22 protein-coding genes are annotated in these 23,375 nt (G+C 64.4%); 12 read left to right on the top strand and 10 right to left on the bottom strand.

Annotated elements, in window-relative coordinates; translation table 11 throughout:
• Positions 1 to 74: 74 nt before the first annotated feature.
• Positions 75 to 2,336 (bottom strand): LPS-assembly protein LptD, encoded by a 2,262-nt coding sequence (locus ACZ92H_RS07935; protein ID WP_465048914.1) that lies wholly within the window; start codon positions 2,334 to 2,336, stop codon positions 75 to 77.
• Positions 2,337 to 2,435: 99 nt separating this feature from the next.
• Between ACZ92H_RS07935 and ACZ92H_RS07930 the strand changes: the two genes are divergently transcribed.
• The 5 genes from ACZ92H_RS07930 to ACZ92H_RS07910 all read left to right on the top strand — a co-directional run bounded on the left by ACZ92H_RS07930 (position 2,436) and on the right by ACZ92H_RS07910 (position 7,829).
• On the top strand, positions 2,436 to 3,503 hold the full coding sequence (locus tag ACZ92H_RS07930) for an aminoglycoside phosphotransferase family protein (protein ID WP_465048913.1): 1,068 nt from the start codon (positions 2,436 to 2,438) through the stop codon (positions 3,501 to 3,503).
• Positions 3,504 to 3,577: 74 nt separating this feature from the next.
• Positions 3,578 to 4,297, top strand: coding sequence for an N-acetylmuramate alpha-1-phosphate uridylyltransferase MurU (gene murU / locus ACZ92H_RS07925; protein WP_465048912.1), 720 nt, complete (start codon positions 3,578 to 3,580; stop codon positions 4,295 to 4,297).
• Positions 4,297 to 5,619 carry an aminopeptidase P N-terminal domain-containing protein gene (locus ACZ92H_RS07920; RefSeq protein ID WP_465049237.1) on the top strand — a complete coding sequence of 441 codons (1,323 nt, stop codon included), beginning with the start codon at positions 4,297 to 4,299 and terminating at the stop codon, positions 5,617 to 5,619. Before murU ends, ACZ92H_RS07920 begins: the two co-directional genes overlap by 1 nt.
• Before the next feature lie 9 nt (positions 5,620 to 5,628).
• Positions 5,629 to 6,771, top strand: a complete 1,143-nt coding sequence (locus tag ACZ92H_RS07915; RefSeq protein WP_465048911.1) for a UbiH/UbiF/VisC/COQ6 family ubiquinone biosynthesis hydroxylase — start codon at positions 5,629 to 5,631, stop codon at positions 6,769 to 6,771.
• A gap of 113 nt (positions 6,772 to 6,884) precedes the next feature.
• Positions 6,885 to 7,829 (top strand): GGDEF domain-containing protein, encoded by a 945-nt coding sequence (locus ACZ92H_RS07910; protein ID WP_131373316.1) that lies wholly within the window; start codon positions 6,885 to 6,887, stop codon positions 7,827 to 7,829.
• Between the two features lie 63 nt (positions 7,830 to 7,892).
• Here ACZ92H_RS07910 and ACZ92H_RS07905 read toward each other — a convergent pair whose 3' ends face one another.
• Genes ACZ92H_RS07905 through ACZ92H_RS07895 form a run of 3 tightly spaced genes read right to left on the bottom strand, consistent with a single transcriptional unit; the run spans position 7,893 to position 10,807 of the window.
• Positions 7,893 to 9,347 carry an NAD(P)(+) transhydrogenase (Re/Si-specific) subunit beta gene (locus ACZ92H_RS07905; protein ID WP_131373692.1) on the bottom strand — a complete coding sequence of 485 codons (1,455 nt, stop codon included), beginning with the start codon at positions 9,345 to 9,347 and terminating at the stop codon, positions 7,893 to 7,895.
• An 8-nt stretch (positions 9,348 to 9,355) separates the two neighbouring features.
• Complete coding sequence (locus tag ACZ92H_RS07900) at positions 9,356 to 9,670, bottom strand: NAD(P) transhydrogenase subunit alpha part 2 (protein WP_465048910.1); 315 nt, start codon at positions 9,668 to 9,670, stop codon at positions 9,356 to 9,358.
• 24 nt (positions 9,671 to 9,694) lie between these two features.
• A complete protein-coding gene (locus ACZ92H_RS07895) occupies positions 9,695 to 10,807 on the bottom strand; it encodes a Re/Si-specific NAD(P)(+) transhydrogenase subunit alpha (RefSeq protein WP_131373315.1) in 1,113 nt (370 codons plus the stop codon).
• 412 nt (positions 10,808 to 11,219) lie between these two features.
• Between ACZ92H_RS07895 and ACZ92H_RS07890 the strand changes: the two genes are divergently transcribed.
• On the top strand, positions 11,220 to 11,699 hold the full coding sequence (locus ACZ92H_RS07890) for an NUDIX hydrolase (protein WP_131373314.1): 480 nt from the start codon (positions 11,220 to 11,222) through the stop codon (positions 11,697 to 11,699).
• Positions 11,700 to 11,742: 43 nt separating this feature from the next.
• A complete protein-coding gene (gene mnmA / locus ACZ92H_RS07885) occupies positions 11,743 to 12,864 on the top strand; it encodes a tRNA 2-thiouridine(34) synthase MnmA (protein ID WP_131373313.1) in 1,122 nt (373 codons plus the stop codon).
• On the opposite strand, the gene ACZ92H_RS07880 is transcribed toward mnmA, so the two are convergent.
• From ACZ92H_RS07880 to ACZ92H_RS07870, 3 genes are all read right to left on the bottom strand, one after another.
• Entirely contained in the window at positions 12,861 to 13,268 is a 408-nt protein-coding gene (locus ACZ92H_RS07880) for a response regulator (protein ID WP_092803097.1), read from the bottom strand. The two genes, mnmA and ACZ92H_RS07880, sit on opposite strands and share 4 nt — an antisense overlap.
• A gap of 46 nt (positions 13,269 to 13,314) precedes the next feature.
• Positions 13,315 to 14,088 (bottom strand): 5'-3' exonuclease, encoded by a 774-nt coding sequence (locus ACZ92H_RS07875; RefSeq protein ID WP_465048909.1) that lies wholly within the window; start codon positions 14,086 to 14,088, stop codon positions 13,315 to 13,317.
• A 229-nt stretch (positions 14,089 to 14,317) separates the two neighbouring features.
• Positions 14,318 to 14,989 carry a glutathione S-transferase gene (locus tag ACZ92H_RS07870; RefSeq protein WP_465048908.1) on the bottom strand — a complete coding sequence of 224 codons (672 nt, stop codon included), beginning with the start codon at positions 14,987 to 14,989 and terminating at the stop codon, positions 14,318 to 14,320.
• A gap of 166 nt (positions 14,990 to 15,155) precedes the next feature.
• Between ACZ92H_RS07870 and ACZ92H_RS07865 the strand changes: the two genes are divergently transcribed.
• From ACZ92H_RS07865 to nagZ, 4 genes are all read left to right on the top strand, one after another.
• Positions 15,156 to 16,208, top strand: a complete 1,053-nt coding sequence (locus ACZ92H_RS07865; protein ID WP_465048907.1) for a YjgN family protein — start codon at positions 15,156 to 15,158, stop codon at positions 16,206 to 16,208.
• A 1-nt stretch (position 16,209) separates the two neighbouring features.
• On the top strand, positions 16,210 to 17,220 hold the full coding sequence (locus tag ACZ92H_RS07860; RefSeq protein ID WP_465048906.1) for a M48 family metallopeptidase: 1,011 nt from the start codon (positions 16,210 to 16,212) through the stop codon (positions 17,218 to 17,220).
• Between the two features lie 182 nt (positions 17,221 to 17,402).
• The gene (locus ACZ92H_RS07855; RefSeq protein ID WP_465048905.1) at positions 17,403 to 19,013 is read left to right on the top strand and encodes an FMN-binding glutamate synthase family protein; all 1,611 of its coding nucleotides are present in this window, start codon (positions 17,403 to 17,405) and stop codon (positions 19,011 to 19,013) included.
• A 187-nt stretch (positions 19,014 to 19,200) separates the two neighbouring features.
• A complete protein-coding gene (gene nagZ, locus ACZ92H_RS07850) occupies positions 19,201 to 20,742 on the top strand; it encodes a beta-N-acetylhexosaminidase (RefSeq protein WP_465048904.1) in 1,542 nt (513 codons plus the stop codon).
• Between the two features lie 44 nt (positions 20,743 to 20,786).
• Here the strand turns inward: nagZ and ACZ92H_RS07845 are convergent, their stop codons facing one another.
• Positions 20,787 to 21,776, bottom strand: a complete 990-nt coding sequence (locus ACZ92H_RS07845; RefSeq protein ID WP_465048903.1) for an oxidoreductase — start codon at positions 21,774 to 21,776, stop codon at positions 20,787 to 20,789.
• 128 nt (positions 21,777 to 21,904) lie between these two features.
• Here ACZ92H_RS07845 and ACZ92H_RS07840 point away from each other — a divergent pair, with 128 nt between their 5' ends.
• The gene (locus ACZ92H_RS07840; RefSeq protein WP_465048902.1) at positions 21,905 to 22,825 is read left to right on the top strand and encodes an AraC family transcriptional regulator; all 921 of its coding nucleotides are present in this window, start codon (positions 21,905 to 21,907) and stop codon (positions 22,823 to 22,825) included.
• A 35-nt stretch (positions 22,826 to 22,860) separates the two neighbouring features.
• Here ACZ92H_RS07840 and ACZ92H_RS07835 read toward each other — a convergent pair whose 3' ends face one another.
• Together ACZ92H_RS07835 and ACZ92H_RS07830 are read right to left on the bottom strand one after the other, a co-directional pair.
• The gene (locus ACZ92H_RS07835) at positions 22,861 to 23,022 is read right to left on the bottom strand and encodes a hypothetical protein (protein WP_465048901.1); all 162 of its coding nucleotides are present in this window, start codon (positions 23,020 to 23,022) and stop codon (positions 22,861 to 22,863) included.
• A gap of 64 nt (positions 23,023 to 23,086) precedes the next feature.
• Positions 23,087 to 23,368: a hypothetical protein gene (locus tag ACZ92H_RS07830; RefSeq protein WP_131373304.1), complete on the bottom strand. Its 282-nt coding sequence runs from the start codon at positions 23,366 to 23,368 to the stop codon at positions 23,087 to 23,089.
• Between the last annotated feature and the right edge of the window lie 7 nt (positions 23,369 to 23,375).

Genomic DNA, 23,375 nt, shown 5'->3' with positions numbered 1-23,375 from the left:
TCATGAGTTCAAGTGAATAAAAAAACCGGTTTGTGCCAGCGCCGGGGCATCCGGCGGCGGCAACGGTGACCATCTTAACGGAGTGGCTGGCTCAGTGCCTGATAACCAGGGATGGTTTTGGTAAATGTTTCCAGGCCATTCGCTCCCAGGCCCAGGCCATTCGACAAGCCCGTCAATTCCAGCTGGAAGAAAATCGGTGTCGAGACAGTCTTGGTCGTCGTCACGAAACGCTGCGCCCCCATGCGGAAAACCCAGCAATCGCCCTTGTATTCCAGGCCGATCAGGCTATCCAGCATGCTGCGATCCTTCACCGAGTAACTGATGCGGCCCACGCCATACAGGCGGTCCGTCAGCGGCCATTGTGTTGACACTTCGACATTGCGCCAACCTGAATTAGCATCACCACGCTGGAAACGATTGCTGAAATTCAATACTTTCTTCGGGCCGGGCTGGTATTGCAACGCGTAGTTGTAGTTCATCAGCTGGCGGTCGCTGGGATTGTACTGCACCAGGCTGTCGACGGTCCAAGTCTCCGACACGCGGCCCGTTGCCGCCAGCAGGATGTCCGAGCGCGACTGGTTGACGGGCGTGCTCGAATCGAGCTGCACGCGCTGGTCGGCAAAATAGAAACGCTGGCCGAAGGTCAAGCGCATGCGCTCGGCGCCGTCTGGCTGCAGGAAGCGCGAAACGACGGCCGCCGTGACCTGGTTGGCGTCGCCAATGCGGTCGCTGCCGACGAAGCGGTTTTCCGTGAAGATCTGCGTCAGGTTGAAGGTGCCGTTGGCCGTATCGAAGTTCGGGAACTGCGACTGGTCGCGGTACGGCGTATAGACGTAGAACAGGCGCGGCTCCAGTGTCTGCGTGCCGCCCTTGGAACCAAACAGATTCGTGTCGCGTTCAAACACCAGGCCGCTGTCGACCGAGAAGGTCGGTACGGCGCGCGTGAACGAAGTATTCGGGAACTGCGCCTTGGTCGTGGCATTGTTGTCGAGCTGGTAGGCGCTGGCGTTCAGCATCAGCTTGGGCGTGACGAAATAGCCAGGGCGAACGATGGGGAAACTCACCTGCGGCACGGCCACCACGCGCGAACCCTGCACCAGCGTCGGATGCGCGAAACGCGTCACTTCCGTGTCAAAGGTCCAGTCGAAACCGCCCCATACATCATATTTACCGGCGTGGAAATTTACCGATGGCAAGCGGTCATACGGCCGGGTGACGAAAAGACTGGGATTGTTAACCGCGTCGGGATCCTGCAGCACCTGGTAATTCTGCACGCGCGCCGTCAGGCTCCAGTCTTCCGTGCGGTAATCGGTGCGCAGTTCGCGCAGCAGCTGGCGCTCGGTGGCGCTGGCCACGTTTTTCGAAAAATCGTTCGGGTAATTATTGTCCGACGCTTCGCGCAAATCCCAGGCATAGGTCCAGCCCTTGGCCAGCGCCTGCTCGTGCTTGGACTTGATCATGTAGCGGTCGGTCTTGGTCTGCTTGTCGTTCGGCAAATACTCGATCGACGTCTCGCCGCTGTACAGACCGGCATCCGTCTCGCCCAGGTAGCGTCCGACGGCGCCCAGCTGAATGCCGCGCCGCTGGATATATTTCGGGTACAGGGTCAGGTCGCGGTTCGGCGCGATATTCACGTAATACGGTACCATCAGCTCAAAGCCGTTCTTCGAGGCAAAGCCTGGCGTGGGCGCCAGCCAGCCCGAACGGCGCGCGCCCGACAGCGAGAACGAGATGCCGGGCGTGCCCAGGATCGGCACGTCCTTGAAATAAATGATGGTCTTGCTACCGGTGCCCACGTCGCGGCCCGTATCAAGGTTCAGGGTGCTCGACTTCAGATACCAGTCCGGATTCGGTCCTTCGCAGGTACTGTAGGTCCCGTCGATGACATTGGCTTCGTCGGGATTGATGAAATCGACGCGCTCGGCCTTGCCCTGGCCGCCGCCCACTTCGAAACGATACGTGGGATTGAGCAGGAAACCCTTGCCCGTCTCCATGTTCAGCTTCAGCACATCGCCCGTGTAGTAATTGCCAAAACGCCACATCTTGATATGGCCTTCCGCCTCGAACTGATCTTCAACTTGTTTGTAACAAGCTGTATCGGAAGTCATTTTTGTGGTTTTTCCGCGTTCAATCACGACATTCTTGTCAAGATTGATCTCCCTTTCCGGTCGCCCGCTCATGCTTTCCGCCGTCATGACGGTAGGCGCGTCAGGATCTTCCACGTGCACCGGGCGCGGTGCCTTCTGGGCGTGGACAGGCACCGTCGTGGCGGCGACGAGCGCGCTGATGGCGAAAGCCCAGCGCTGCGAAGGGGGGGAGGCCGAAAACCAGCTCATGAATTGGAAGGGGCAAGCACCATTGACAGGCGATTTTTTAATTTGAATCCCTTATTATATGGGAATACGCACCATCAACCCGATTCCACAGGCCGCTTAATGTCATTCTCCCCCAATTCCTCCACCGCGCCGGTCCAAGCCGACGCTCGCCTGACCCTGTTGAAAGCCTGGTTGACCTCGCTTAACCTCGTCGCGCCCGATTCCGCCCGCCCCGCTTCCAGCGATGCCAGCTTCCGCCGCTACTACCGCCTCGACGTGCTGCCCGGCAATGCAACCTTGCCAGGAAACACACTCATCGCCATGGATGCGCCGCCGGAGCGCGAAAACGTGCCCGCCTTTGTCAAGGTGGCCGGCCTGCTGAAGGCGGCCGGCGTCTCCGTGCCCGAGATCATCGCGCAAGACCTGGACAACGGCTTCCTGCTGCTGTCCGACCTGGGCACGACCACCTACTTGGACGCGCTGAACCACGACAATGCCAGCGTGCTGTACGCCGAAGCGCTCGAGTCCCTGATGAAGATCCAGCTGGCCAGCGCCCCCGACGTGCTGCCCGAATTCGACCGCGCCTTCATCCTGCGCGAAATGAATCTGTTCCCGGAATGGTTCATCGGCAAGCACCTGGGCGCCACCTTGACGGATGTGCAACAAACCCAGCTGGACAAGGTCTTCGAAGCCATCACGGCGAATATATTGTCGCAACAGCAAGTATTCATGCACCGCGACTACCATTCGCGTAATTTGATGCACATCAACGATGGCTCCATCCCCAATCCCGGCATCCTCGACTTCCAGGATGCCGTCTTCGGTCCCGTCACGTACGACATCGCCTCGCTGCTGCGCGACGCCTACATCCAGTGGGATGAAGAACTGGTGCTCGACTGGGTGATCCGCTACTGGCAGCGCGCCAAGCAACTGGGCTTGCCAGTGAATCCCGACATCGACGCCTTCTACCGCGATTTCGAGTTCACGGCCCTGCAGCGCCACCTGAAAATCCTCGGCCTGTTCGCGCGCCTGAATTACCGCGACGGCAAGGACCTGTACATGGGCGACTTGCCAACCGTGCTCGACTACGTACGCAAGACGGCCAACCGCTACACGGAACTCAAGCCGCTGGTGCGTTTGCTCGATGCGCTGGAGAATAAAACGCCCCAGGTCGGTTATACCTTCTAGTCAGCGCACCTGCCCCGTCCGCTGCGGGGCCCAGGCCCCGCCTCACATTTATTGCACAGAAAACGAGTCCTACCATGAAAGCCATGATCTTCGCCGCAGGCCGTGGTGAACGGATGCGTCCGCTCACCGACACCTGCCCCAAACCGCTGCTGAAAGTACGCGGCCGTCCGCTGATCGTCTGGCACGTGCTGAACCTGGTGCGCGCCGGCATCACGGAGATCGTCATCAACCATTCGCACCTGGGCCACCTCATCGAGGAAACCCTGGGCGACGGCAGCACGTACGGCGCGCGCATCGCCTATTCGCCGGAAAGCACGCCGCTGGAAACGGCGGGCGGCATCGCCCAGGCCCGCCACTTGCTGGGCGAGGAGCCGTTTCTGGCCATTTCCGGCGATATCTATTGTCCCTACTTTGATTTCACGCAAGTACTCGACGTACTGGCCGACAAGGATGTGCTGGGCACGCCCTACCCGGCCGACCAGCGCGACATCGCCTGGACCTACCTGGTGCCCAATCCGGACTTCCATCCCAAGGGCGACTTTGGGCTGACCTTGTTCGCGATCAACAATACGGACGAAACCAAATGGACCTTCGCCAATATCGGCGTGTACCGTCCTGAAATGTTCGACGGCATCACGCCAGGGAGCCATGCCAAACTGGGCGACCTGCTGCGCCGCTATGCGGACCAGGGGCGCGTGGGCGGCGAGATCTATCCGGGCGAGTGGACCAATGTGGGCACGCCGCAGCAACTCGACGCGCTCAACGGCGTCGCGGCCAAGGCGCCCGCGGCATGATGGCCAACTACGCGGCGCGGCGCGCGGCGCTGCTGGCGCAGATGCTGCCCGGCAGCGTGGCCATCCTCGCCACGGCGCCCGAAGTGCCGCGCAACAGCGATTGCGACTATCCCTACCGCCACGACAGCTATTTTTACTACCTCACGGGCTTTACGGAGCCCGACAGCGCCGTGGCCCTGGTGGCCGCCAGCGCCACGGCGCCCGCGCGCGCCATCCTGTTTTGCCGCGCCAAGAACACGGAGCGCGAAATCTGGGATGGCTTTCGCCATGGCCCCGAGGCGGCGCGCGCCACCTTCGGTTTCGACGCGGCCTTTCCCATCGAGGAACTCGACGGGGAAATGACGCGCACCCTGGCCGACGCGCCGGCCATTTACTATGCCCTCGGCGGCAGCCTCGATGCGCAGGTCAAGGTCTGGCTGCACAATGTGCGCCAGAAGGCGCGCAGCGGCGTCACGGCGCCGGCCATCGCGCATGACATCAACGGCATGCTCGACGCCATGCGCCTGCTGAAGGACACGCAGGAGCAGCAGCTGATGCGCCGCGCCGCCGCCATCTCCAGCGCGGCGCACGCGCGCGCCATGCGCGCCACGCGGCCCGGCATGCATGAGTACGCGCTGGAAGCGGAACTGCTGTACGAGTTTCGCCGCAGCGGCGCGCAGTTCCCCGCCTATTCCTCCATCGTGGCCGGCGGCGACAATGCCTGCATCTTGCACTACAGCGCCAACAACGCCGTCCTGCAGGATGGCCAGCTGGTGCTCATCGACGCCGGCTGCGAACTCGATGGCTACGCTTCCGACATCACGCGCACCTGGCCCGTCAACGGCCGTTTCAGCGGCCCGCAGCGGGCCCTGTACGAACTGGTGCTGGCGGCGCAGCAGGCGGCGCTGGACATGGTGCGTCCCGGCCTGCCGCACAGCGCCATCCACGAAGCGGCCGTGCAGGTGCTGGCGCAGGGCATGCTGGACCTGGGCTTGCTGGACCGGCAAAAGAACGGCAGCGCGCAGGACGTCATCGCCGACAAGAGCTATGCGCCCTTCTACATGCACGGCACCAGCCACTGGCTGGGCATGGACGTCCACGACGTGGGCGCCTACCGCGACACGAGCGCGCCCGGCAAGCCATGGCGCCCGCTGGCAGCGGGCATGGTGCTGACGGTGGAACCGGGCATCTATGTGCGCCCCGGCGCCGGCGTGCCGGAGCAGTTCTGGCATACGGGCATCCGCATCGAGGACGACGTGCTGGTCACGCCGCAAGGCCATGAAGTCTTCAGCACGGCGCCAAAAAGCGTGGCTGAAATCGAACAACTGATGTCACAGGATTAAGCCCGCCGCATGCATACACCGCCCACTTTCGATCTCGCCATCTGTGGCGCAGGCCCCGTCGGCATGGCGCTGGCCGCCCTGCTGGCACGGCGCGGCGCACGCGCCGACGGCATCGCCCTGCTCGACGCCAAGTCCGTCGAGCAGGCCAGGCGCGATCCGCGCACCATCGCCCTGTCGCACGGCAGCCGCCAGATCCTCGAGGAAGCGGGCGCCTGGCCCGTGGAAGCGACGCCTATCCATGAAATTCACGTCTCGCGCCGCGGCCACTTCGGCCGCAGCCTGATGGACCGCGCCGAACATGGCGTCGAGGCGCTCGGCTACGTGGCGCGCTACGGCGCCGTGGTCGGCGTGCTGGCCGACGTCTGCGCACGCCTGGGCGTGGCCACCGTGCGCCCGGCCCTGGTCACGGGCAGCGTGGAAGACGGCGATGGCGTGACCGTGCAGATCGGGCAGGATGGCGCCACTTCCTGCCTGCGCGCCAGCCTGCTGGTGCAGGCCGAGGGCGGCCTGTTCGGCCAGCAGCAGGAACGCGCCGTCAGCCGCGATTATGGCCAGAGCGCCATCATCGCCCATGTGCGCGTGAGCGGCCCCCTCCCCCACCGCGCGTATGAGCGCTTCACGGACGAGGGGCCGCTGGCCCTGCTGCCGCAGGACGACGGCTACGCGCTGGTCTGGTGCGTGCCGCCCACGCGCGCGGAACAGCTGCTGGCGCTCGACGACGCGGCGTTCCTGGCGCGCCTGGGCGCCGCCTTCGGCAGCCGCCTGGGGCGCTTTACCCATGCGACGCCGCGCCTGGCCTATCCGCTGGGGCTGAACGCCCAGGCGGGCGGCACGGCGCGCACGGTCGCCATCGGCAATGCGGCGCAAACCCTGCATCCGGTGGCGGGGCAAGGCTTGAACCTGGGCTTGCGCGATGCCGCCGTGCTGGCCCGCGTGCTGGCGCAGGACAGCAGTCCGGCGGGACTGGAACGCTATGCGGCAAGGCGCCAGACGGACCGGGGGCTGACCGTGCGCGTGACGGACACCATGGCGCGCATCTTCACGGGCAGCGCGCCCACGCAGGGCTTGCTGGGCCTGTCGCTGGGCTTGCTGGATGCCGTTCCTTCCGCGCGCAAGGGCCTGGCCGAACTGATGATGTACGGCCGGCGCTGAGGGCGCGCCAGGGACCGGGCGCGGGCAAAAAAGAAACAGGCGGCTTCTCCGTCATGGAGTAAACGGCCTGCGGATGCGACAATGGGCCTCACCTGGTTTTTGGCGACCGTTCCATGACAGATGCATTGCCCGCAGCACCGCCTGCCGCCCTTCCCGAAGTCCTCTTTTCCCGCCTGCTGGAAGACGCCCTCGACGCCGTCATCATCATCGACGAGCAGTGCCGCATCCGCTACATCAATGGCGCCATGCAGGCGCTGTCGGGTTACGCCAGCGGCGAATTGCTGGGCCAGACCCTGAACGGCCTGCTGCCCGATGCCGTCGCCGCGCAGCACGACAACCACGTGATCAATTACATCCGCAGTTCGCGTCCCTCCAGCGTGCTGGGGAAAATCCGCGAATTCGCCATCCGCCACCGCAATGCGCAAATGATTCCCATCGAGATGAAGGCGCTGGACCTGGGCGTGGTGGACGGCATGCGCTATTTCGGCGCCTTTTTGCTCGACGTGCGCGAACGGCGCGAGCTGGCGGCGAAGAACGCCAGCCTGCTGGCGCAGCTGGAGCAGCAGGCCCTGTACGATGCCCTGACGGCGCTGCCGAACCGGCGCGCCTATGAAGCCCAGGCAGAACAGGCGATGGCGCGCGCGGCGCGCAGCGGCGCCGCCTTGACGGTGGGCGTGGCCGACCTCGATCATTTCAAGAAAATCAACGACCGCCATGGCCATGCCGTGGGCGACGCCGTGCTGCGCAACGTGGCGCAAGTGCTGCGCGACACGGGCCGCGTGACCGACGTGGCGGCGCGCCTGGGCGGCGAGGAATTCGGCCTGCTGTTTCCCGACGCGACCCTGAAGCAGGCCTACAAGGTGGCCGAGCGCATCCGCGCGGCGGTGGCCGCCGCCGTCACCGTGCTGCCCGACGGCACGCCGCTGCACGTCACCATCAGCATCGGCCTGGCGCCCCTCGTCAAGGGCGCCACGCTGGACGCGGCCATGTCGGAAGCGGACAAGGCCCTGTATGCGGCCAAGCACCAGGGCCGCAACAAGGTGGTGGCGGCAACATAGATGGCGGCATGAAAAAAACGGCCCGCGCAAGGCGGGCCGTCTCCGGTTGACCAAGGCATTGCCTTACTCGACTGCCTTGAGCATATCCTCGATCACCTTCTTCGCATCGCCAAACACCATCATCGTGTTCGGCTGGTAGAACAGTTCATTGTCCAGGCCCGCATAGCCGGAGGCCATCGAACGCTTGTTGACGATGATGCTCTTGGCTTTATACGCTTCCAGGATCGGCATGCCGGCGATCGGCGATTTCGGGTCTTTCGCAGCCGGGTTGACCACGTCGTTCGCGCCCAGCACCAGCACCACGTCGGTCTGGCCGAATTCGCCGTTGATGTCCTCCATCTCGAAGACCTGGTCGTACGGCACTTCCGCCTCGGCCAGCAGCACGTTCATGTGGCCCGGCATGCGCCCGGCCACCGGGTGGATCGCATACTTGACGGTGACGCCCTTGTGCGTGAGCTTTTCCACCAGTTCCTTGAGCGAGTGCTGCGCGCGCGCCACGGCCAGGCCGTAGCCGGGCACAATGATGACGGTTTCCGCATTGCCCATGATGAAGGCGGCGTCGTCTGCCGACCCCGATTTCACGGGACGCTGCTCCTGCGCGCCCGCCGCGCCCGCGGCCGGCGCATCGCCGCCGAAGCCGCCCAGGATGACGTTGAAGAAGGAGCGGTTCATGGCCTTGCACATGATGTACGACAGGATCGCGCCGGACGAACCCACGAGCGAGCCGGCGATGATCAGCATCGAGTTATTCAGCGAAAAGCCGATGCCGGCCGCGGCCCAGCCCGAATAGCTGTTGAGCATGGAGACCACCACCGGCATGTCGGCGCCGCCGATGGGGATGATGATCAGCACGCCCAGCGCAAAGGCGATGAGGGCCATGATGACGAACGGCGTCCACGCGGGTTCGACGCCATCGGCGAAGCAGAACGCCAGGCCCAGGCCCACCATCACCAGCGCCAGCACCAGGTTGAGCAGGTGCTGGCCCTTGAAGCTGACGGGCGCGCCCTGGAACAGGCGGAACTTGTATTTGCCCGACAGCTTGCCGAAGGCGATCACCGAACCGGAGAAGGTGATGGCCCCCACGAAGGTACCGATGAACAGCTCGAAGCGGTTACCGATGGGCAGCGCCTGGCCCTGCTCGGCGATATTGAAGGCCCACGGTTCCGACACGGCCGCCACGGCGATGCAGACGGCGGCCAGGCCGATCAGCGAGTGCATGGCCGCGACCAGTTCCGGCATCTTCGTCATTTCCACGGTTTTCGCCAGGTAGGCGCCGATGGCGCCGCCCGTGACGATGCCGATGATGACGAGGGTCAGGCCCATGCCGCCCGCCTGCTGCTCCTTCAGTTTCAGGATCAGCGCCACGGTGGTGACGGCGGCGATCGCCATGCCGCTCATGCCGAAGGCATTGCCGCGGCGCGCCGTCGAGGGCGACGACAGGCCTTTCAGGGCCTGGATGAAGCATACGGAGGCGATCAGGTACATCATCGTCACCAGGTTCATGGTGACGAAGCTCATGGCATGGCTCATTCTTTCGCTCCTTGCTTGGCCTTCGGTTCTTTTTTGCGGAACATCTCGAGCATGCGCTGCGTGACGAGGAAGCCGCCAAACACGTTGACGGCGGCCAGGGCCACGGCCAGGGTGCCGGCCACTTGCGCCAGCGGGCCGTCCGTCAGGCCGGCCGCCAGCATGGCGCCGACGATGATGATGGCGGAAATGGCGTTGGTGACGGCCATCAGCGGCGTGTGCAGCGCCGGCGTGACGGTCCAGACGACGTGGTAGCCGACATAAATGGCCAGCACGAAGATGATCAGGTTAATGATGGTGTGACTGATTTCCATGATGTTGTTCTCTCCGGCGCTGCATTAGTGACGCAAGATCGCGCTGTCCGCGCAGACCAGGCTGGCCTTGATGATTTCATCCTCGCGGTCGATCAGCAATTGATCGTCCTTGTCGATGATGAGCTTTAAAAAATCCAGCACGTTGCGCGCGTACAGGGCCGAGGCATCGGCCGCCACCAGGGTCGCCAGGTTCGGCTCGCCCACGATGTACACGCCGTGCTTCACCACCGTCTTGCCCAGCTCGGACAGGGGGCAGTTGCCGCCCTGCTCCACGGCCAGGTCGACGATGACGGAACCGGGCTTCATGGCTTTAACCGTTTCTTCGGAAATGAGCACGGGCGCGGCGCGGCCGGGAATCAGGGCGGTGGTGATGATGATGTCGGCCAGCTTGGCCCGTTCATGCACCAGTTCGGCCTGGCGGCGCATCCAGTCGGCCGGCATGGCGCGCGCATAGCCGCCCGAGCCCTTGGCGATCTCTTTTTCCTCGTCGGTGAGGAAGGGCACGTCGAGGAACTTGGCGCCCAGGGATTCGACCTGCTCCTTGACGGGCGGGCGCACGTCGGATGCCTCGATGACGGCGCCCAGGCGCTTGGCCGTGGCGATCGCCTGCAAGCCGGCCACGCCCACGCCCATGATCAGCACGCGGGCCGCCTTGACGGTGCCGGCCGCCGTCATCAGCATCGGCATGAAGCGCTGGTAGGTGTTGGCCGCCACCAGCACGGCCTTGTAGCCGGCGATGTTCGCCTGCGACGACAGCACGTCCATCGACTGCGCGCGGGTGATGCGCGGCACGGCTTCCAGGGCGAAGGCGGACAGGCCCGCCGTGGCCATGGCGGCGATATTGTCGCCGTCGAACGGATTGAGCATGCCGATCAATACCGTGCCGCTGGCCATCAGGCCCCGCTCGCCGGCGTCCGGCGCGCGCACCTTGAGCACGATGGCGCAGCCATACGCTTCCTGGGCGGTGCCGATCTGCGCGCCGGCGGCGGCATAGGCTTCGTCGGGGATCGACGCCTGCACGCCGGCCCCCGCCTGTACGACGACCTGATGCTTGGCCGCCAGCTTCTTGACTGTCTCGGGCGTTGCTGCCACCCGCGTCTCACCGGGCCGCGATTCGGCCGGTATGCCTATCCTCATGATGCCTCCGCTAATTGATAAACTGACTAGAATCTAACACGGAAAGCAGCGCGTTAAACGTTTGTGAAGCAGCAACTTTTAGTCGTACGACACTAATTTCCCCGTTACAACAACATTCGTTTCACCATGCGGCGCGGCGACCATATTGTGGGAAAGGTGTGTCAATCTCACCACAGTCCACTGCACGTGCGCGCTTGTTTTGACCACGGGGAAAGCCTATATTAGCGGGCGTTTCCTGCCATCTTGCCGCACCAGCCCCCATGCTAGTGCGCGCCCCGGGAAAGACGTAAGTACCTCCCACCGCTATTTGCTAAAACGTTGTCATTTATCAATATGTCCGCGCAACAAAAGGCCGGCTTCAAACCGCGCGCGCAGAACAAGATAAAATGTCGGCTCTTTCAAGGATGGAATCATGCCGAGAATCTGGAAACCCTCTGTCACCGTTGCCGCCATCGTCGAGCGCGATGGCCTGTTTTTACTGATTGAAGAAGAGACCAGCGAAGGCATCAAGATCAATCAACCAGCCGGCCACCTCGACCCGTTCGAGTCGCTGGAGCAGGCGGTGATCCGCGAAACGCTGGAAGAAGCTGCCTATGATTTCATCCCCACGGCACTGGTCGGCATGTACATGTCGCGCTATCAGTCGCTGCGCACGGGCGAGGACGTGACATATTTGCGCTTCACCTTTTGCGGCACGGCCGGCGCCGAGCATGACCGCCCGCTGGACGAAGGCATCCTGCGCACCCTGTGGATGACGCGCGATGAACTGGCGGCGTGCCAGGAACGCCACCGCAGCCCCCTGGTGCTGCAGTGCGTGGACGAATACCTGGCCGGCCGGCGCGCGCCGCTGGCCCTGCTGCACACGCATGCGTCTGTTTTTAATAGCGCCTAGACGCGTGCATGGCAACATTATCTAAAAGTAACTGGAAAGCAAGATGAGCAAGAAGAAAGTCGTTATCGGCATGTCGGGCGGGGTCGATTCCTCGGTCGCGGCATGGATGCTGAAGGAACAAGGCTATGAAGTCATCGGCCTGTTCATGAAAAACTGGGAAGATGACGACGATTCGGAATACTGCTCCACGCGCCAGGACTGGATCGATGCGGCCAGCGTGGCCGACGTCATCGGCGTCGATATCGAGGCCGTCAATTTCGCGTCCGAATACAAGGACCGCGTCTTCGCCGATTTTCTGCGCGAGTACCAGGCCGGCCGCACGCCGAACCCGGACGTGCTGTGCAACGCCGAAATCAAGTTCAAGGCTTTCCTCGACCATGCCATGACCCTGGGCGCCGACCTGATCGCCACGGGCCACTATGCGCGCGTGCGCCAGGCTCCGACGGATGCGGGCCGCTTCGAATTGCTCAAAGCCGTCGACGCCAGCAAGGACCAAAGCTACTTCCTGCACCGCTTGAACCAGGCGCAGCTGTCCAAGACCCTGTTTCCCCTCGGTGAAATCCCGAAGACGCAAGTGCGCCAGATCGCCGAAAAGCTGGCCTTGCCGAATGCGCAAAAGAAGGATTCGACGGGCATCTGTTTTATCGGCGAGCGCCCGTTCCGCGAATTCCTGAACCGCTACCTGTCGTACAAGCCGGGCCCCATGAAGACGGCCGACGGCAAGACCGTGGGCGAACACGTGGGCCTGAGTTTCTATACCCTGGGCCAGCGCAAGGGCATCGGCATCGGCGGCGTGAAGTCGTACCAGAACGCGGACGGCAGCAGCGACGCCTGGTACGTGGCGCGCAAGGATATCGCCAACAACACCCTGTACGTGGTGCAGGGCCATGACCATCCGTGGCTGCTGTCGCAATCCCTGACGGCCGACCAGGCCAGCTGGATCGCGGGCGTGGCGCCGCAGGCGGGCGCCTTGTCCGCCAAGACGCGCTACCGCCAGGCCGATGTGGCCTGCCAGCTGCTGCCGGACGGGAATGAACACTTCAGCCTGGCGTTCGACCAGGCGCAATGGGCCGTCACGCCGGGCCAGTCGGCCGTGCTGTACGACGGCGACGTGTGCCTCGGTGGCGGCATCATCGCCAGCGCCACAGGCGTGAGCAGCGTCTAGGAGTTGCCCTGCGCGGCAGCGGCCAGGGCCTGCTGCTTGCGCACCATGGCGATCACCGTGTTGCGCACGGTTTTCAGCACCGTGTCGGCCATGAACGGTTTCACGATGAAGCCGGACACGCCCATGGCGTGCGCCGCCTGCAGCGAGGCGGCGTCGATGCCGCCCGAGATCATGAAGATCAGCGTCTTCGGATACTGCTCGCGGATGGTTTGCACCACGTTCGTGCCATCTTCCACCTGTTCGCGCGCGATACACACGAAATGCGGCCGATGCTTGACCAGCAGCGCCAGTCCCAGCGCGCTGGTATGCGTCTGGCCGCAGACATCGTAGCCACCGTCGGTCAGGACCGTGTTCAGCAGGCCGCGCGCCACGGCGCTGCTATCGATCAGGACTGCCTTTAACATCATGATTTACTTCCCTTGCTTGATTGTTCTTGTCTTGCGCCAGGTGTCACTTCTCCCAGACCAGCTTGTTCCAGGTCACGCCCAGAGTCACGTCGGTTTTGAGTTCCACTAGCTTTCTTGAAAGATACAGTATTTCCCGCTCTTTTCGCAGGCTTTCCCCCAGCGCGCCGGGCAAAATGCCCGCGCCGGCCATCACGGCATCGATATTGCCGTAGGCGCGCAACAGTTTCGCCCCCGTTTTCAAGCCGATCTTCGATACGCCGGGAATGCTGTCCGTGACGTCGCCCATCAGCGCCAGCAGATCGGGCAGCAGTTCCGGCGGCACGCCGAACTTTGTCTCGACCCAGGCGTGGTCGTGCCAGACGCCCTTGAAATGGTCCCACACCAGCGCGCCGTGGGCGATCAGGCCGTGCAAATCCTTGTCGGTGGTGGCGATGACGGCCGCGCCGCGGCCCTCGTGCAGCCAGCGCATGACGGCCGTGCCGATCACGTCGTCGGCCTCGACTTCGGGAATGCTGACCACGTGCATGCCGAAGCCGGCCAGGGTGGCGTAAAAGCCGGGCAAGGCGTCGCGCAGCACTTGCGGCATGGGCTGGCGCCCCTCGCGGTAGCCCGCATACAGGGCATGGCGCCAGGTGGGTCCGCCAAAGTCGAAGGCCGGCAGGATGTGCGTCGGCTCGTGGTCGTTGATGAGGGTGCGGAACGACGACAGCGCATGGCGCAGCGCGATCTCCGCCTTCAGGTCGGAATCGGGTTCAGGACTGGCTTCGTAGACGCGGCGTACGATATTCAAGCCGTCGATAGCGAGGAGTCTGGCCATGCGGTAAGTGGATACTGGTTGAATCGATCATTTTACCGTATGGCGCAAGCACTATTGCCGGCCAATTCCGCTTGGCAGGTTTTACGCAACGTCACAACGCCGAACAAAACCGTAGCGAGCGGAAGTGAATTGTGGCTAAGAAGCGCAACCGTACTCTGTACGGGGGCGCCGAGCCGGTGAGCATCGCAGGCCGCAAGTCGCGACGCGCAGCAGGTTTGCTTAGGCGCTCTCACTTGGCGAAATCGTACGGGCCGCCTTTTTCCAGCGCCCGCTGGTAGGCCGGCCGCGCGTGGATGCGCTGCAAAAAGGCCGTCAATTTCGGCTGGCGTTCATCGAGTCCGCCGCGCGAAGCGGCCGCTTCCAGCGGAAAGCTCATCTGGATGTCGGCCGCCGAGAACTCATTGCCAGCAAACCATTTTTCTTTTTCCAGCTCCGCTTCCATGTAGGCCAGCTGGCTGTTGATGTTCGGCATGATGAAGGTCTGCTTCACCTTGCTGGCGATGCCGCGCGCGATGGGCTTGACGAAAAATGGCATGGGCGACGCCTCGATCTTGTCGAATACCAGCTTCATCAGCAGCGGCGGCATGGCCGAGCCTTCCGCGAAATGCAGCCAGTAGGTCCAGCGCAGCTTGTCCGGCGTGCCGGCTGCCGGCACCAGGCGGCCGTTGCCGTAGCGCTCGAGCAGGTATTCGATGATGGCGCCCGATTCGGCGATGGTGTTGGCGCCATCCGTGATCACGGGCGACTTGCCCAGTGGATGCACGGCCTTCAGCGATGCGGGCGCCAGCATGGTTTTCGGGTCGCGCTGGTAGCGCTTGACCTCGTACTCGAGCCCCAGCTCTTCAAGCAGCCAGAGCACGCGCTGCGAGCGCGAATTGTTCAGATGGTGGACGATGATCATGGCGGTTCCCGTTAAGCGATGGTTGAGTTCCAGTATAGCCGGGGCAGCGCCATTGCGGCGAGGCAAGCGAAATCCATGAAAAATTGCGAAAAATAGTAGTTTCAATTGATAACTTTTCAGTAATCCTTTATCTTGTTTTGTTTCCAATAAGTAAGGATCTACCCCCGTGGATGTCGACGTCAACAACAACAGCGCCAAGCGCGAAGCCATCACCTTCAGCGCCACCGGCAGCGAATACTTCCGTATCTGGATCGTCAACCTGCTGCTGAGCATCGTCACCCTGGGCATTTATTCCGCCTGGGCCAAGGTGCGCCGCAACCGTTATTTCTATTCCAGCACCCACCTGGCGGGCAGCAGCTTCGAATACCATGGCAATGCCGTCGCCATCCTGAAGGGACGCATCGCGGCGCTGGTGCTGATCGGCGGCTACAACATCGCCTTCCAGGTCTCGCCCGTCATCGGCCTGGTCATGCTGGTGCTGATGATGGCCGTGCTGCCCTGGCTGGTCTGGAAAAGCCTGCAATTCAAGCTGTACAACACCAGCTACCGCGGCATCCGCTTCGGCTTTGGCGGCAGCGCCAAGGAAGCCTACAAGTATTTCCTGTGGCTACCCATCCTGAATACCTTCACGGGCGGCCTGATGACGCCGTTCCTGCACCAGCGCGTGAAGCGCTTCCAGCATACGCACAGCCGCTTCGGCACCAGCAACTTCAGCTTCAACGCCAGCGTCGGCAGCTTCTACAAGACGTATCTGCTGTTCTTCGCCCTGCTGCTGGCCGGTTTCCTGGTGCTGATCTTTATCGTCTTCGCCAGCGTCTTCGCCACGTTTGCCACCAATGCCAACGACGTCACCAAGGCCGGCAGCATCTTCGGCGCCGTGGCCGCCCTGTACGCCTGGCTCTTCATCGTGCTGCCGCTGTTCCTCACCATGATCCAGAACCTGATCTGGAACCATACGCGCCTGCAGCAGCACCAGTTCCAGTCGCAGCTGACCTGGGGCCGCACCACCTTCATCATGCTGACCAACCTGCTGGGCATCGTCGTCACCCTGGGCCTGTTTTCGCCGTTCGCCCACGTGCGCTGGCTGAAGTACCGCCTGGAAGCGACGTCGCTGCTGGTGCACGGCAGCCTCGATGAGTTTGTCGCCGCCACCGGTGAGCAAGTGTCGGCCACAGGCGAAGGCGTGGTCGACCTGCTGGACTTCGACCTGTCGCTGTAGCATGACGCTCGGTCAACAGGACACGGGCGCCGCGCTGGCCGCGCGCTATTTCGACGGCCAGAGTTCGCGCCTGTACCACGTCACCTTGAGCGTGCGCGATGGCATGGCCGTGCTGGCCGGCGATATCGAGCGCAGCTGCCCGCTGGGCCAGCTGCACGTGTCCGAGCGCAGCAGCCACGCCGCGCGCAAGGTCAGCTTTCCCGATGGCGCCTACCTGGAAATCGCCGACCAGGCCGCCTTCAACGCCCTGCTGCACGACACGGGCCACCGCGACGGCTGGGTGGTGCGGCTGCAGCAAAGCTGGCGTGGCGCCATGCTGGCCCTGCTAGCCACGGTGCTGGCCCTGTGGCTCAGCTATCAGTACCTGCTGCCCGTGGCGGCGAAGGGCGTGGCTTATGCGATTCCCCAGTCCGTCGAGCGCCAGCTGGGCCAGGGCGTGCTCGACTTCCTCGACCGGCACGTGTTCGCCGCCAGCCAGCTCGACGCGGCACGCCAGCAAGCCTTGCGCGCGCAGTTCGCCCGCCTGGCCACGCCGGGCGACAGCGTGCCCGCGCACCGCATCATTTTTCGCAAAAGTAAGATCGGCCCGAACGCCTTCGCCCTGCCGTCCGGCGACATCGTGCTGACGGATGAAATGGTGGCGCTGATGCCCGACGATGCAGCCATCATGGGCGTGCTGGCACATGAGCTGGGGCACTTGCAGCAACGCCACCTGACGCGGCGGCTGATTCAGACCTCGGCAGTGGGCGCCGGCGCGGCGCTGCTGTTCGGCGACGTCTCGACGGTGGTGGCGACCTTGCCGCCGCTGCTGCTGGACCTGAAGTATTCGCGCGATGTCGAGCGCGAAGCGGACGACTACGCGATCGCCATGCTGCGCCAGAACGGCATTCCCCTGGAACACCTGGCGCAGGTGTTTGTCGCGCTGGGCAAACTGGATAGCGACACGCCCTATCTGTCGAGCCATCCGGCCAGCGCGGAACGCGTCGCGCGCATCCGCGCCGCACAGCGGTGAACACCTGACCAAACCTACTGCGCGTTGCGCTTTGCGGCCGGCGATGCTCACCGGCTCGCTACGGTTTGGTCAGGTGTCGCGCGTATGGATAGCGTCGCTCCAGCAGTACACCTGCCCAATCAGCAAGATCCACAAATCACCGGTACACTCAGCAATATCAGTCTGACTTCACCGGAGTGCCCATGCACCTAGTACCATTTCGCTACCTGACCTTCATTGCGACGGCCGCCATCTTTGTCCTGTCCCTGTTTTACTACGATCACTACTGGCTGCCCGTGCTGGCCGGCGCGCTAACCCTGCTGGGCGTCAGCGATCTGCTGCAAACCAAGCGCGCCCTGCGCCGCAACTACCCCATCCTCGCCCACTTCCGTTTTCTCTTCGAAAGCATCCGCCCCGAGATCCGCCAGTACTTCCTCGAAAGCGACACGGAAGCGACGCCGTTCTCGCGCAGCCAGCGCAGCATCGTCTACCAGCGCGCCAAGGAGCAGACGGACAAGCGCCCGTTCGGCACCCAGCTCGACGTGTATGAAGCGGGCTATGAATGGATCAACCATTCCATCGCTCCCGCCAAGGTGACGGGCCACGACTTCCGCATCGAGATCGGCAACCATCCGGACTGCCCGCGCGCCAAACCGTATTCGGCCAGCGTCTTCAATATCTCGGCGATGAGCTTTGGCGCCCTGTCGGCCAACGCCATCCTGGCCCTGAACGGCGGCGCGCGCAGCGGCGGCTTCATGCACGATACGGGCGAAGGCAGCATCAGCCCTTATCACCGCGAGCACGGCGGCGACCTGGTATGGGAAATCGGCTCCGGCTATTTCGGCTGCCGCAACCAGGACGGCACCTTTTCCGAGGAGCGCTTCATCGCCAACGCCAGTTCCGAGCAAGTGAAAATGATCGAGCTGAAGATGTCGCAAGGCGCCAAGCCGGGCCACGGCGGCGTGCTGCCCGGGCCGAAAGTCACCATCGAGATCGCCACCACGCGCGGCGTGATGGTGGGCGAGGATTGCGTCTCGCCGGCCGCGCACAGCGCCTTTTCCACGCCGCTGGAAATGCTGCATTTCATCGAGCGCCTGCGCACCCTGTCGGGCGGCAAGCCGACGGGATTCAAGCTGGCCATCGGCCACCCGTGGGAGTTTTTCGGCATCGTGAAAGCCATGCTGGCCACCGGCATCACGCCCGATTTCATCGTCGTCGACGGCAGCGAAGGGGGCACCGGCGCCGCACCCGTGGAATTCACGGACCACGTGGGCACGCCGCTGCAGGAAGCCCTGGTGCTGGTGCATAACACATTGGTGGGCGCCAACCTGCGCGACAAGATCAAGATCGGCTGCTCGGGCAAGATCATCACGGCGTTCGATATCGCCCGCCTGCTGGCGCTGGGCGCCGACTGGTGCAATTCGGCGCGCGGCTTCATGTTCGCGCTGGGCTGCATCCAGTCGCAAAGCTGCCACACGGACCGCTGCCCGACGGGCGTGGCCACGCAGGACCCGCAGCGCCAGCGCGCCCTGGTGGTGGAAGACAAGTTGGAGCGCGTGGCGCACTTCCACCAGAACACCATGAAGGCGCTGGCCGAACTGATCGCCGCCGCCGGCCTGGCACACCCGCAGGAACTGCGCCCGCACCACCTGGTGCGGCGCATTTCACCGAACCAGGTGAAACTGGTCTCCGCCCTGCTGCCCTTCCTGGAAGCGGGCCAGCTGCTCGACCCGAGCCAGCTGCCGCAGCTGCCGCCCGTATTCGGCCTGTACTGGCCCAAGGCGCAGGCGGCGTCGTTCAAGCGCCTGGATTGACGGCGTCGTTGCGCAGGTGGGGCAGTGGAGCAATACCACTTAATAACCACTTGCGCAAAAATCTGAATCCAATACAATACCAAAACAAGTACACAACAAGGCAGCTTTTCCGCTCACCGCCACGCTGCGGCATCGCGGGCCACAATACGTCTGCCATCATCACAATGAATACCGGAGGAGTTGCAGCATGGAGCAGGGTTTGCGCGAAAAAGTAGGACAGTTGTTCATGGTGGGCTTTGACGCCCTGCAGGCGGACGAGCATATCAAGACCTTGATACGGCAAAAGAAAGTGGGCGGCGTGATCCTGTTCCGCCGCAACGTGCACACGCCGGCCCAAGTGTCGGCCCTGTGCCGCGAACTGCAAGAGATCAACGCGGAAGTGTCCGACACGCCGCTGCTCATCTCCATCGACCAGGAAGGCGGCATGGTCATGCGCATCGAGCAGGGCGTCACGCCGATTCCCGCCGCCATGGCCTTCCAGGCCGCCGGCTCGCCGATTGACTGCGAGCGCATGAACCAGATCAGCGGCGACGAGATGCGCCAGGTCGGCATCAACATGCTGCTCGCGCCCGTGCTGGACGTGAACAACAACCGCAACAACCCCGTCATCGGCGTGCGCGCGTATGGCGAAGATGCCGACACCGTCATCGAATACGGCATGTCCGCCATGCGCGGCCAGCGCGCCAGCGGCCTGGCCGTCACGGCCAAGCATTTCCCCGGCCACGGCGACACGGCCATCGACACGCACTACGCCATGGCCCTCGTGCCGCACGACAAGGAGCGCCTGCGCGCCGTGGAACTGGCGCCCTTCCGCGCGGCCATTGCCGGCGGCGTTGACGCCATCATGACGGCGCACGTGGTCTTCCCCGCCTTCGAGGCCGACACCAGCGTGCCGGCCACCTTGTCGAAAGGCGTGCTGACGGACCTGCTGCGCGGGGAAATGAACTACCAGGGCGTGGTCATCACCGACTGCCTGGAAATGGCGGCCATCGCCGACGGCATCGGCATCCCCAAGGGCGCCATCGCCACCCTGCAGGCGGGCGCCGACATCGTCCTCATTTCGCACCGCGAAGCGCAGCAGACGGCCGCCATCGACGCCGTCATCGCCGCCGTGGAACGCGGCGAGATCGCCATGACGCGCATCGACGCGGCGCTTGCCCGCGTGGCTGAACTCAAGCGCAACCGCGCCGTGCGCGACTGGCGCGAACGCCCCGTCGCCCCGCCGGCGCTGATGCAGCCGGCCGCCATGGCCCTGTCGCAGCTGCTGCAAAAGGCGGCCTTGCGCGTGCAGGGCGACTACCGCGCGCTCGATGCCAGCCTGCCCGTGACCCTGCTGACGGTGGAAGTGCGCTCGCGCAGCGAGATCGACGAAGTGGCGCTGGGCCGCAACAAGGAAGCGCGCAGCTCCATGCTGCCGGCGCTGCAGGAGGCGGGCCTGGACGTGCGCGAATATGCGCTGTCGGCCGAAGCGCTGGACGACGAGGTCAACGAGGCCATCGCCTTTGCCCAGGGCGCGCAGCAGATCGTGCTGCAGACGTATAACGCCATGTTCGTCGACGGCCAGCGCCGCCTGGTCGACGCCCTGCCGCACGACAAACTGTGGCTGGTGGCGGGCCGTTTGCCCTACGACCTGGACCTGGCGCCCGATGCGCAAGGCCGCCTGGCCGCCTTCGGCTGCCGCCCGGCGGCGCTGGCGCCCGTGGTGGAGAAGCTGGTGGGCAAGGCGTAAAGCCACGCCCCCTCCCGTACATGCCGGGCGCCGCCCGGCATTTTTTATGCGGCGCCGCAATCGAAGCGCAGGCATGTCATCTGCTCGCTCAGCGTCCATAGCCGGCGTGCCTGCACGGGATCGATGGCCCAGCGCCGCACACCCGGCCCCGTGCTGTCGTCGGGCACCAGCGCGGCGATATCGCCATCCTCGCAATACACGCCGCCAATGCCCTCAAGCTGCGCGCTGGTGGCACACCAGACGGTGGTGGCCGCTCCCTGCGGCACATTCTTGAAACCCGACTGCGGCGGCGGGTTCACCTTGCCATCATCATCGAGCGCCCCCACCCTGCGCAAATCATCCTGGTCCAGGTGGCGCACCAGCGGCGTCAGGATGGCGCCCGGATGCAGCGAGTAGGCGCGCACGCCGTGCCCCGCGCCGCGCCGGTCCAGTTCCACGGCAAACAGCGCATTGGCGCTTTTCGACTGCGCATACGCGCGCCATTTGTCGTACGGCTGGCGCAGGAAATGCGGATCATCCAGGTCGACGCCCGCCTGCCGGTGTCCCAGCGACGACACGCACACCACGCGCGCGCCGCGCGCCTGCCTCAAGGCTGGCCACAGGCGCGCCGTCAACTGGAAATGTCCCAGGTGATTCGTCGCGAACTGCGCCTCGTAGCCACGCGCATCGCGCAGCAAGGGCGTGGCCATGATGCCGGCGCCGTTCACCAGCAGGTGCAGGGCGCGGCCGGTGGCAAGGAAGGCAGCCGCGAATGCGTCGATCGATTGCGGATCGAGCAGATCGAGCGCCGCGACCTCCACGCCAGCCATGCCGGCCAGGGCAGCTTGGGCCTGATGCTGGTCGCGCGCCGGCACCAGCACCCTGGCGCCAGCGCCAGCCAGCACGCGCACCGTTTCCAGCCCCAGGCCCGACGCGCCGCCCGTGACGATGGCCTGCACGCCGGACAGGTTACGGCCAGCCAACACCTCGCTGGCGGTCGTGGCCGCGCCGAAGCCGGAATGAAGGGGAATTTGCCTGTGATCGCCGTATGTCATGTCTGCCTCTGCATGTGGGTGGCCAGCGCGGGATGGCTGGCGACATGCTTATTTTGCGCGGACATTTCTGGACTGTGAATGGCGTAAAATCTTCATTACTATCGCCACCGTCCAGAATTGCCCTCGCCATGGATTTGCTCTCCGATGTACTCTCGCTGTTTGATACGCGCAGCTCCTACTTTGCCGGCCTGAAGGCGGGCGGCGACTGGGCCATCGACTTTCCGCCGCCGGACGGCATCAAGTTCAACGCCGTGATCGAAGGCGCTTGCTGGCTGACGGTCGCGGGCATCGACGCGCCCCTGCCGCTGCAGACGGGCGACTGCTTCCTGCTGGCGCCGGGACGCGCGTTCACGCTGGCCAGCACGCCCGGCTTGCCGGCCGCGCCAGCGCTGGAAGTGTACCGGCACGCGCAGCAGGGCGTGGCCCGCCACGGCGCGCCGCAGCACGATTTCTTCCTCATTGGCGGCCGCTTCCACTTTGGCGACGAAGCGGCCATCCTGCTCGACTGCCTGCCGCCCCTGCTGCACGTGCGCGGCGACACGGACCAGGCCAGCGTGCTGCACTGGGCCTTGCAACGGCTGGCGCAGGAACTGCAGGCGACGGCGCCTGGCGCGGCGCTGATGACGCGCCACCTGGGCCACATGATGCTGCTGCAAATGCTGCGCCAATATCTTGAAGCGCAGGCCTCGCACCCGGCGGGCTGGCTGTTCGCCCTGGCCGATCCACGGCTGCGCGCCGCCATCGAGGCCATGCACGCGCAGCCGGCGCGGCGCTGGACCTTGCCGCAACTGGCCGCCGTCGCGGGGCAGTCGCGCTCCGCCTTTGCCTTGCACTTCAAGACGCGGGTGGGCGTGACGCCGCTCGGCTACCTGCTGCGCTGGCGCATGCGCCTGGCCACGCGGCGCCTGAAGGACAGTGCCGCGACAGTGACGTTGATCGCGCAAGCGCTGGGCTACGATTCCGACAGCGCCTTCAGCCACGCCTTCAAGCGCGTCATGGCCTGCTCGCCGCGCCAGTACCGGCTGCGCCACGCGGGCGAGCAGGCGTAAAAAAACCCGCGCTTGCGGGTTTTTTTAATACAGGGTCAGCGCGCCGTCACGGGCGGCAGGGCCGCCACCGCCAGCAAGGCAAACGGTCCGAGGAACAGGCCGATGCCGAACCAGACGCCGCCATGGCGGCCGCGCCGGCTGGCCAGCAGCCAGGTGGCGACGGCAAACAAAAACATGAAGATCAACAGTATCGCCATTGCCACTCCTTTCCATACGGAAAGCCGAGTGTAGCCCAGGGACGCGCCCGTGGCTAGATCTGCGTCAGTCCTGGCGCTGCACCTGCATCAGGATCACGCGCTTGCTGCTGCCGTCCGCGGGCGGCGCGGCGGACGGTGGCGGCGGACTGTCGCAGGAGCCGCAGGAACCGCAGCCGCTGCCGCAGCCGGGCGCCACCTTGAAGAAGGCCGACAGCTTCGCCTCGTCGAGACCGCAGCGCACGAGGCCCCGCACGATGGCGCGGCGCACGCCGGCCGGCAGGTACTTGGTCGAAAAATGCAGCAGCGCGGCTGCGACGATGAGGGCGACGATGAGGGTTTGCCACATGGTTTTC

This window comes from Janthinobacterium foliorum, assembly GCF_978021625.1.
Note: the sequence above shows the minus strand (reverse complement) of the source record. Positions and strands in the feature narration are given on the sequence as shown.

What these genes read in the sequence shown, in the direction of transcription:
- ACZ92H_RS07935 (WP_465048914.1), bottom strand. Translation starts at nt 2,336, where the DNA reads ATGAGCTGGTTTTCGGCCTCCCCCCCTTCGCAGCGCTGGGCTTTCGCC.
- ACZ92H_RS07930 (WP_465048913.1), top strand. Translation starts at nt 2,436, where the DNA reads ATGTCATTCTCCCCCAATTCCTCCACCGCGCCGGTCCAAGCCGACGCT.
- murU (WP_465048912.1), top strand. Translation starts at nt 3,578, where the DNA reads ATGAAAGCCATGATCTTCGCCGCAGGCCGTGGTGAACGGATGCGTCCG.
- ACZ92H_RS07920 (WP_465049237.1), top strand. Translation starts at nt 4,297, where the DNA reads ATGGCCAACTACGCGGCGCGGCGCGCGGCGCTGCTGGCGCAGATGCTG.
- ACZ92H_RS07915 (WP_465048911.1), top strand. Translation starts at nt 5,629, where the DNA reads ATGCATACACCGCCCACTTTCGATCTCGCCATCTGTGGCGCAGGCCCC.
- ACZ92H_RS07910 (WP_131373316.1), top strand. Translation starts at nt 6,885, where the DNA reads ATGACAGATGCATTGCCCGCAGCACCGCCTGCCGCCCTTCCCGAAGTC.
- ACZ92H_RS07905 (WP_131373692.1), bottom strand. Translation starts at nt 9,347, where the DNA reads ATGAGCTTCGTCACCATGAACCTGGTGACGATGATGTACCTGATCGCC.
- ACZ92H_RS07900 (WP_465048910.1), bottom strand. Translation starts at nt 9,670, where the DNA reads ATGGAAATCAGTCACACCATCATTAACCTGATCATCTTCGTGCTGGCC.
- ACZ92H_RS07895 (WP_131373315.1), bottom strand. Translation starts at nt 10,807, where the DNA reads ATGAGGATAGGCATACCGGCCGAATCGCGGCCCGGTGAGACGCGGGTG.
- ACZ92H_RS07890 (WP_131373314.1), top strand. Translation starts at nt 11,220, where the DNA reads ATGCCGAGAATCTGGAAACCCTCTGTCACCGTTGCCGCCATCGTCGAG.
- mnmA (WP_131373313.1), top strand. Translation starts at nt 11,743, where the DNA reads ATGAGCAAGAAGAAAGTCGTTATCGGCATGTCGGGCGGGGTCGATTCC.
- ACZ92H_RS07880 (WP_092803097.1), bottom strand. Translation starts at nt 13,268, where the DNA reads ATGTTAAAGGCAGTCCTGATCGATAGCAGCGCCGTGGCGCGCGGCCTG.
- ACZ92H_RS07875 (WP_465048909.1), bottom strand. Translation starts at nt 14,088, where the DNA reads ATGGCCAGACTCCTCGCTATCGACGGCTTGAATATCGTACGCCGCGTC.
- ACZ92H_RS07870 (WP_465048908.1), bottom strand. Translation starts at nt 14,989, where the DNA reads ATGATCATCGTCCACCATCTGAACAATTCGCGCTCGCAGCGCGTGCTC.
- ACZ92H_RS07860 (WP_465048906.1), top strand. Translation starts at nt 16,210, where the DNA reads ATGACGCTCGGTCAACAGGACACGGGCGCCGCGCTGGCCGCGCGCTAT.
- ACZ92H_RS07855 (WP_465048905.1), top strand. Translation starts at nt 17,403, where the DNA reads ATGCACCTAGTACCATTTCGCTACCTGACCTTCATTGCGACGGCCGCC.
- nagZ (WP_465048904.1), top strand. Translation starts at nt 19,201, where the DNA reads ATGGAGCAGGGTTTGCGCGAAAAAGTAGGACAGTTGTTCATGGTGGGC.
- ACZ92H_RS07845 (WP_465048903.1), bottom strand. Translation starts at nt 21,776, where the DNA reads ATGACATACGGCGATCACAGGCAAATTCCCCTTCATTCCGGCTTCGGC.
- ACZ92H_RS07840 (WP_465048902.1), top strand. Translation starts at nt 21,905, where the DNA reads ATGGATTTGCTCTCCGATGTACTCTCGCTGTTTGATACGCGCAGCTCC.
- ACZ92H_RS07835 (WP_465048901.1), bottom strand. Translation starts at nt 23,022, where the DNA reads ATGGCGATACTGTTGATCTTCATGTTTTTGTTTGCCGTCGCCACCTGG.
- ACZ92H_RS07830 (WP_131373304.1), bottom strand. Translation starts at nt 23,368, where the DNA reads ATGTGGCAAACCCTCATCGTCGCCCTCATCGTCGCAGCCGCGCTGCTG.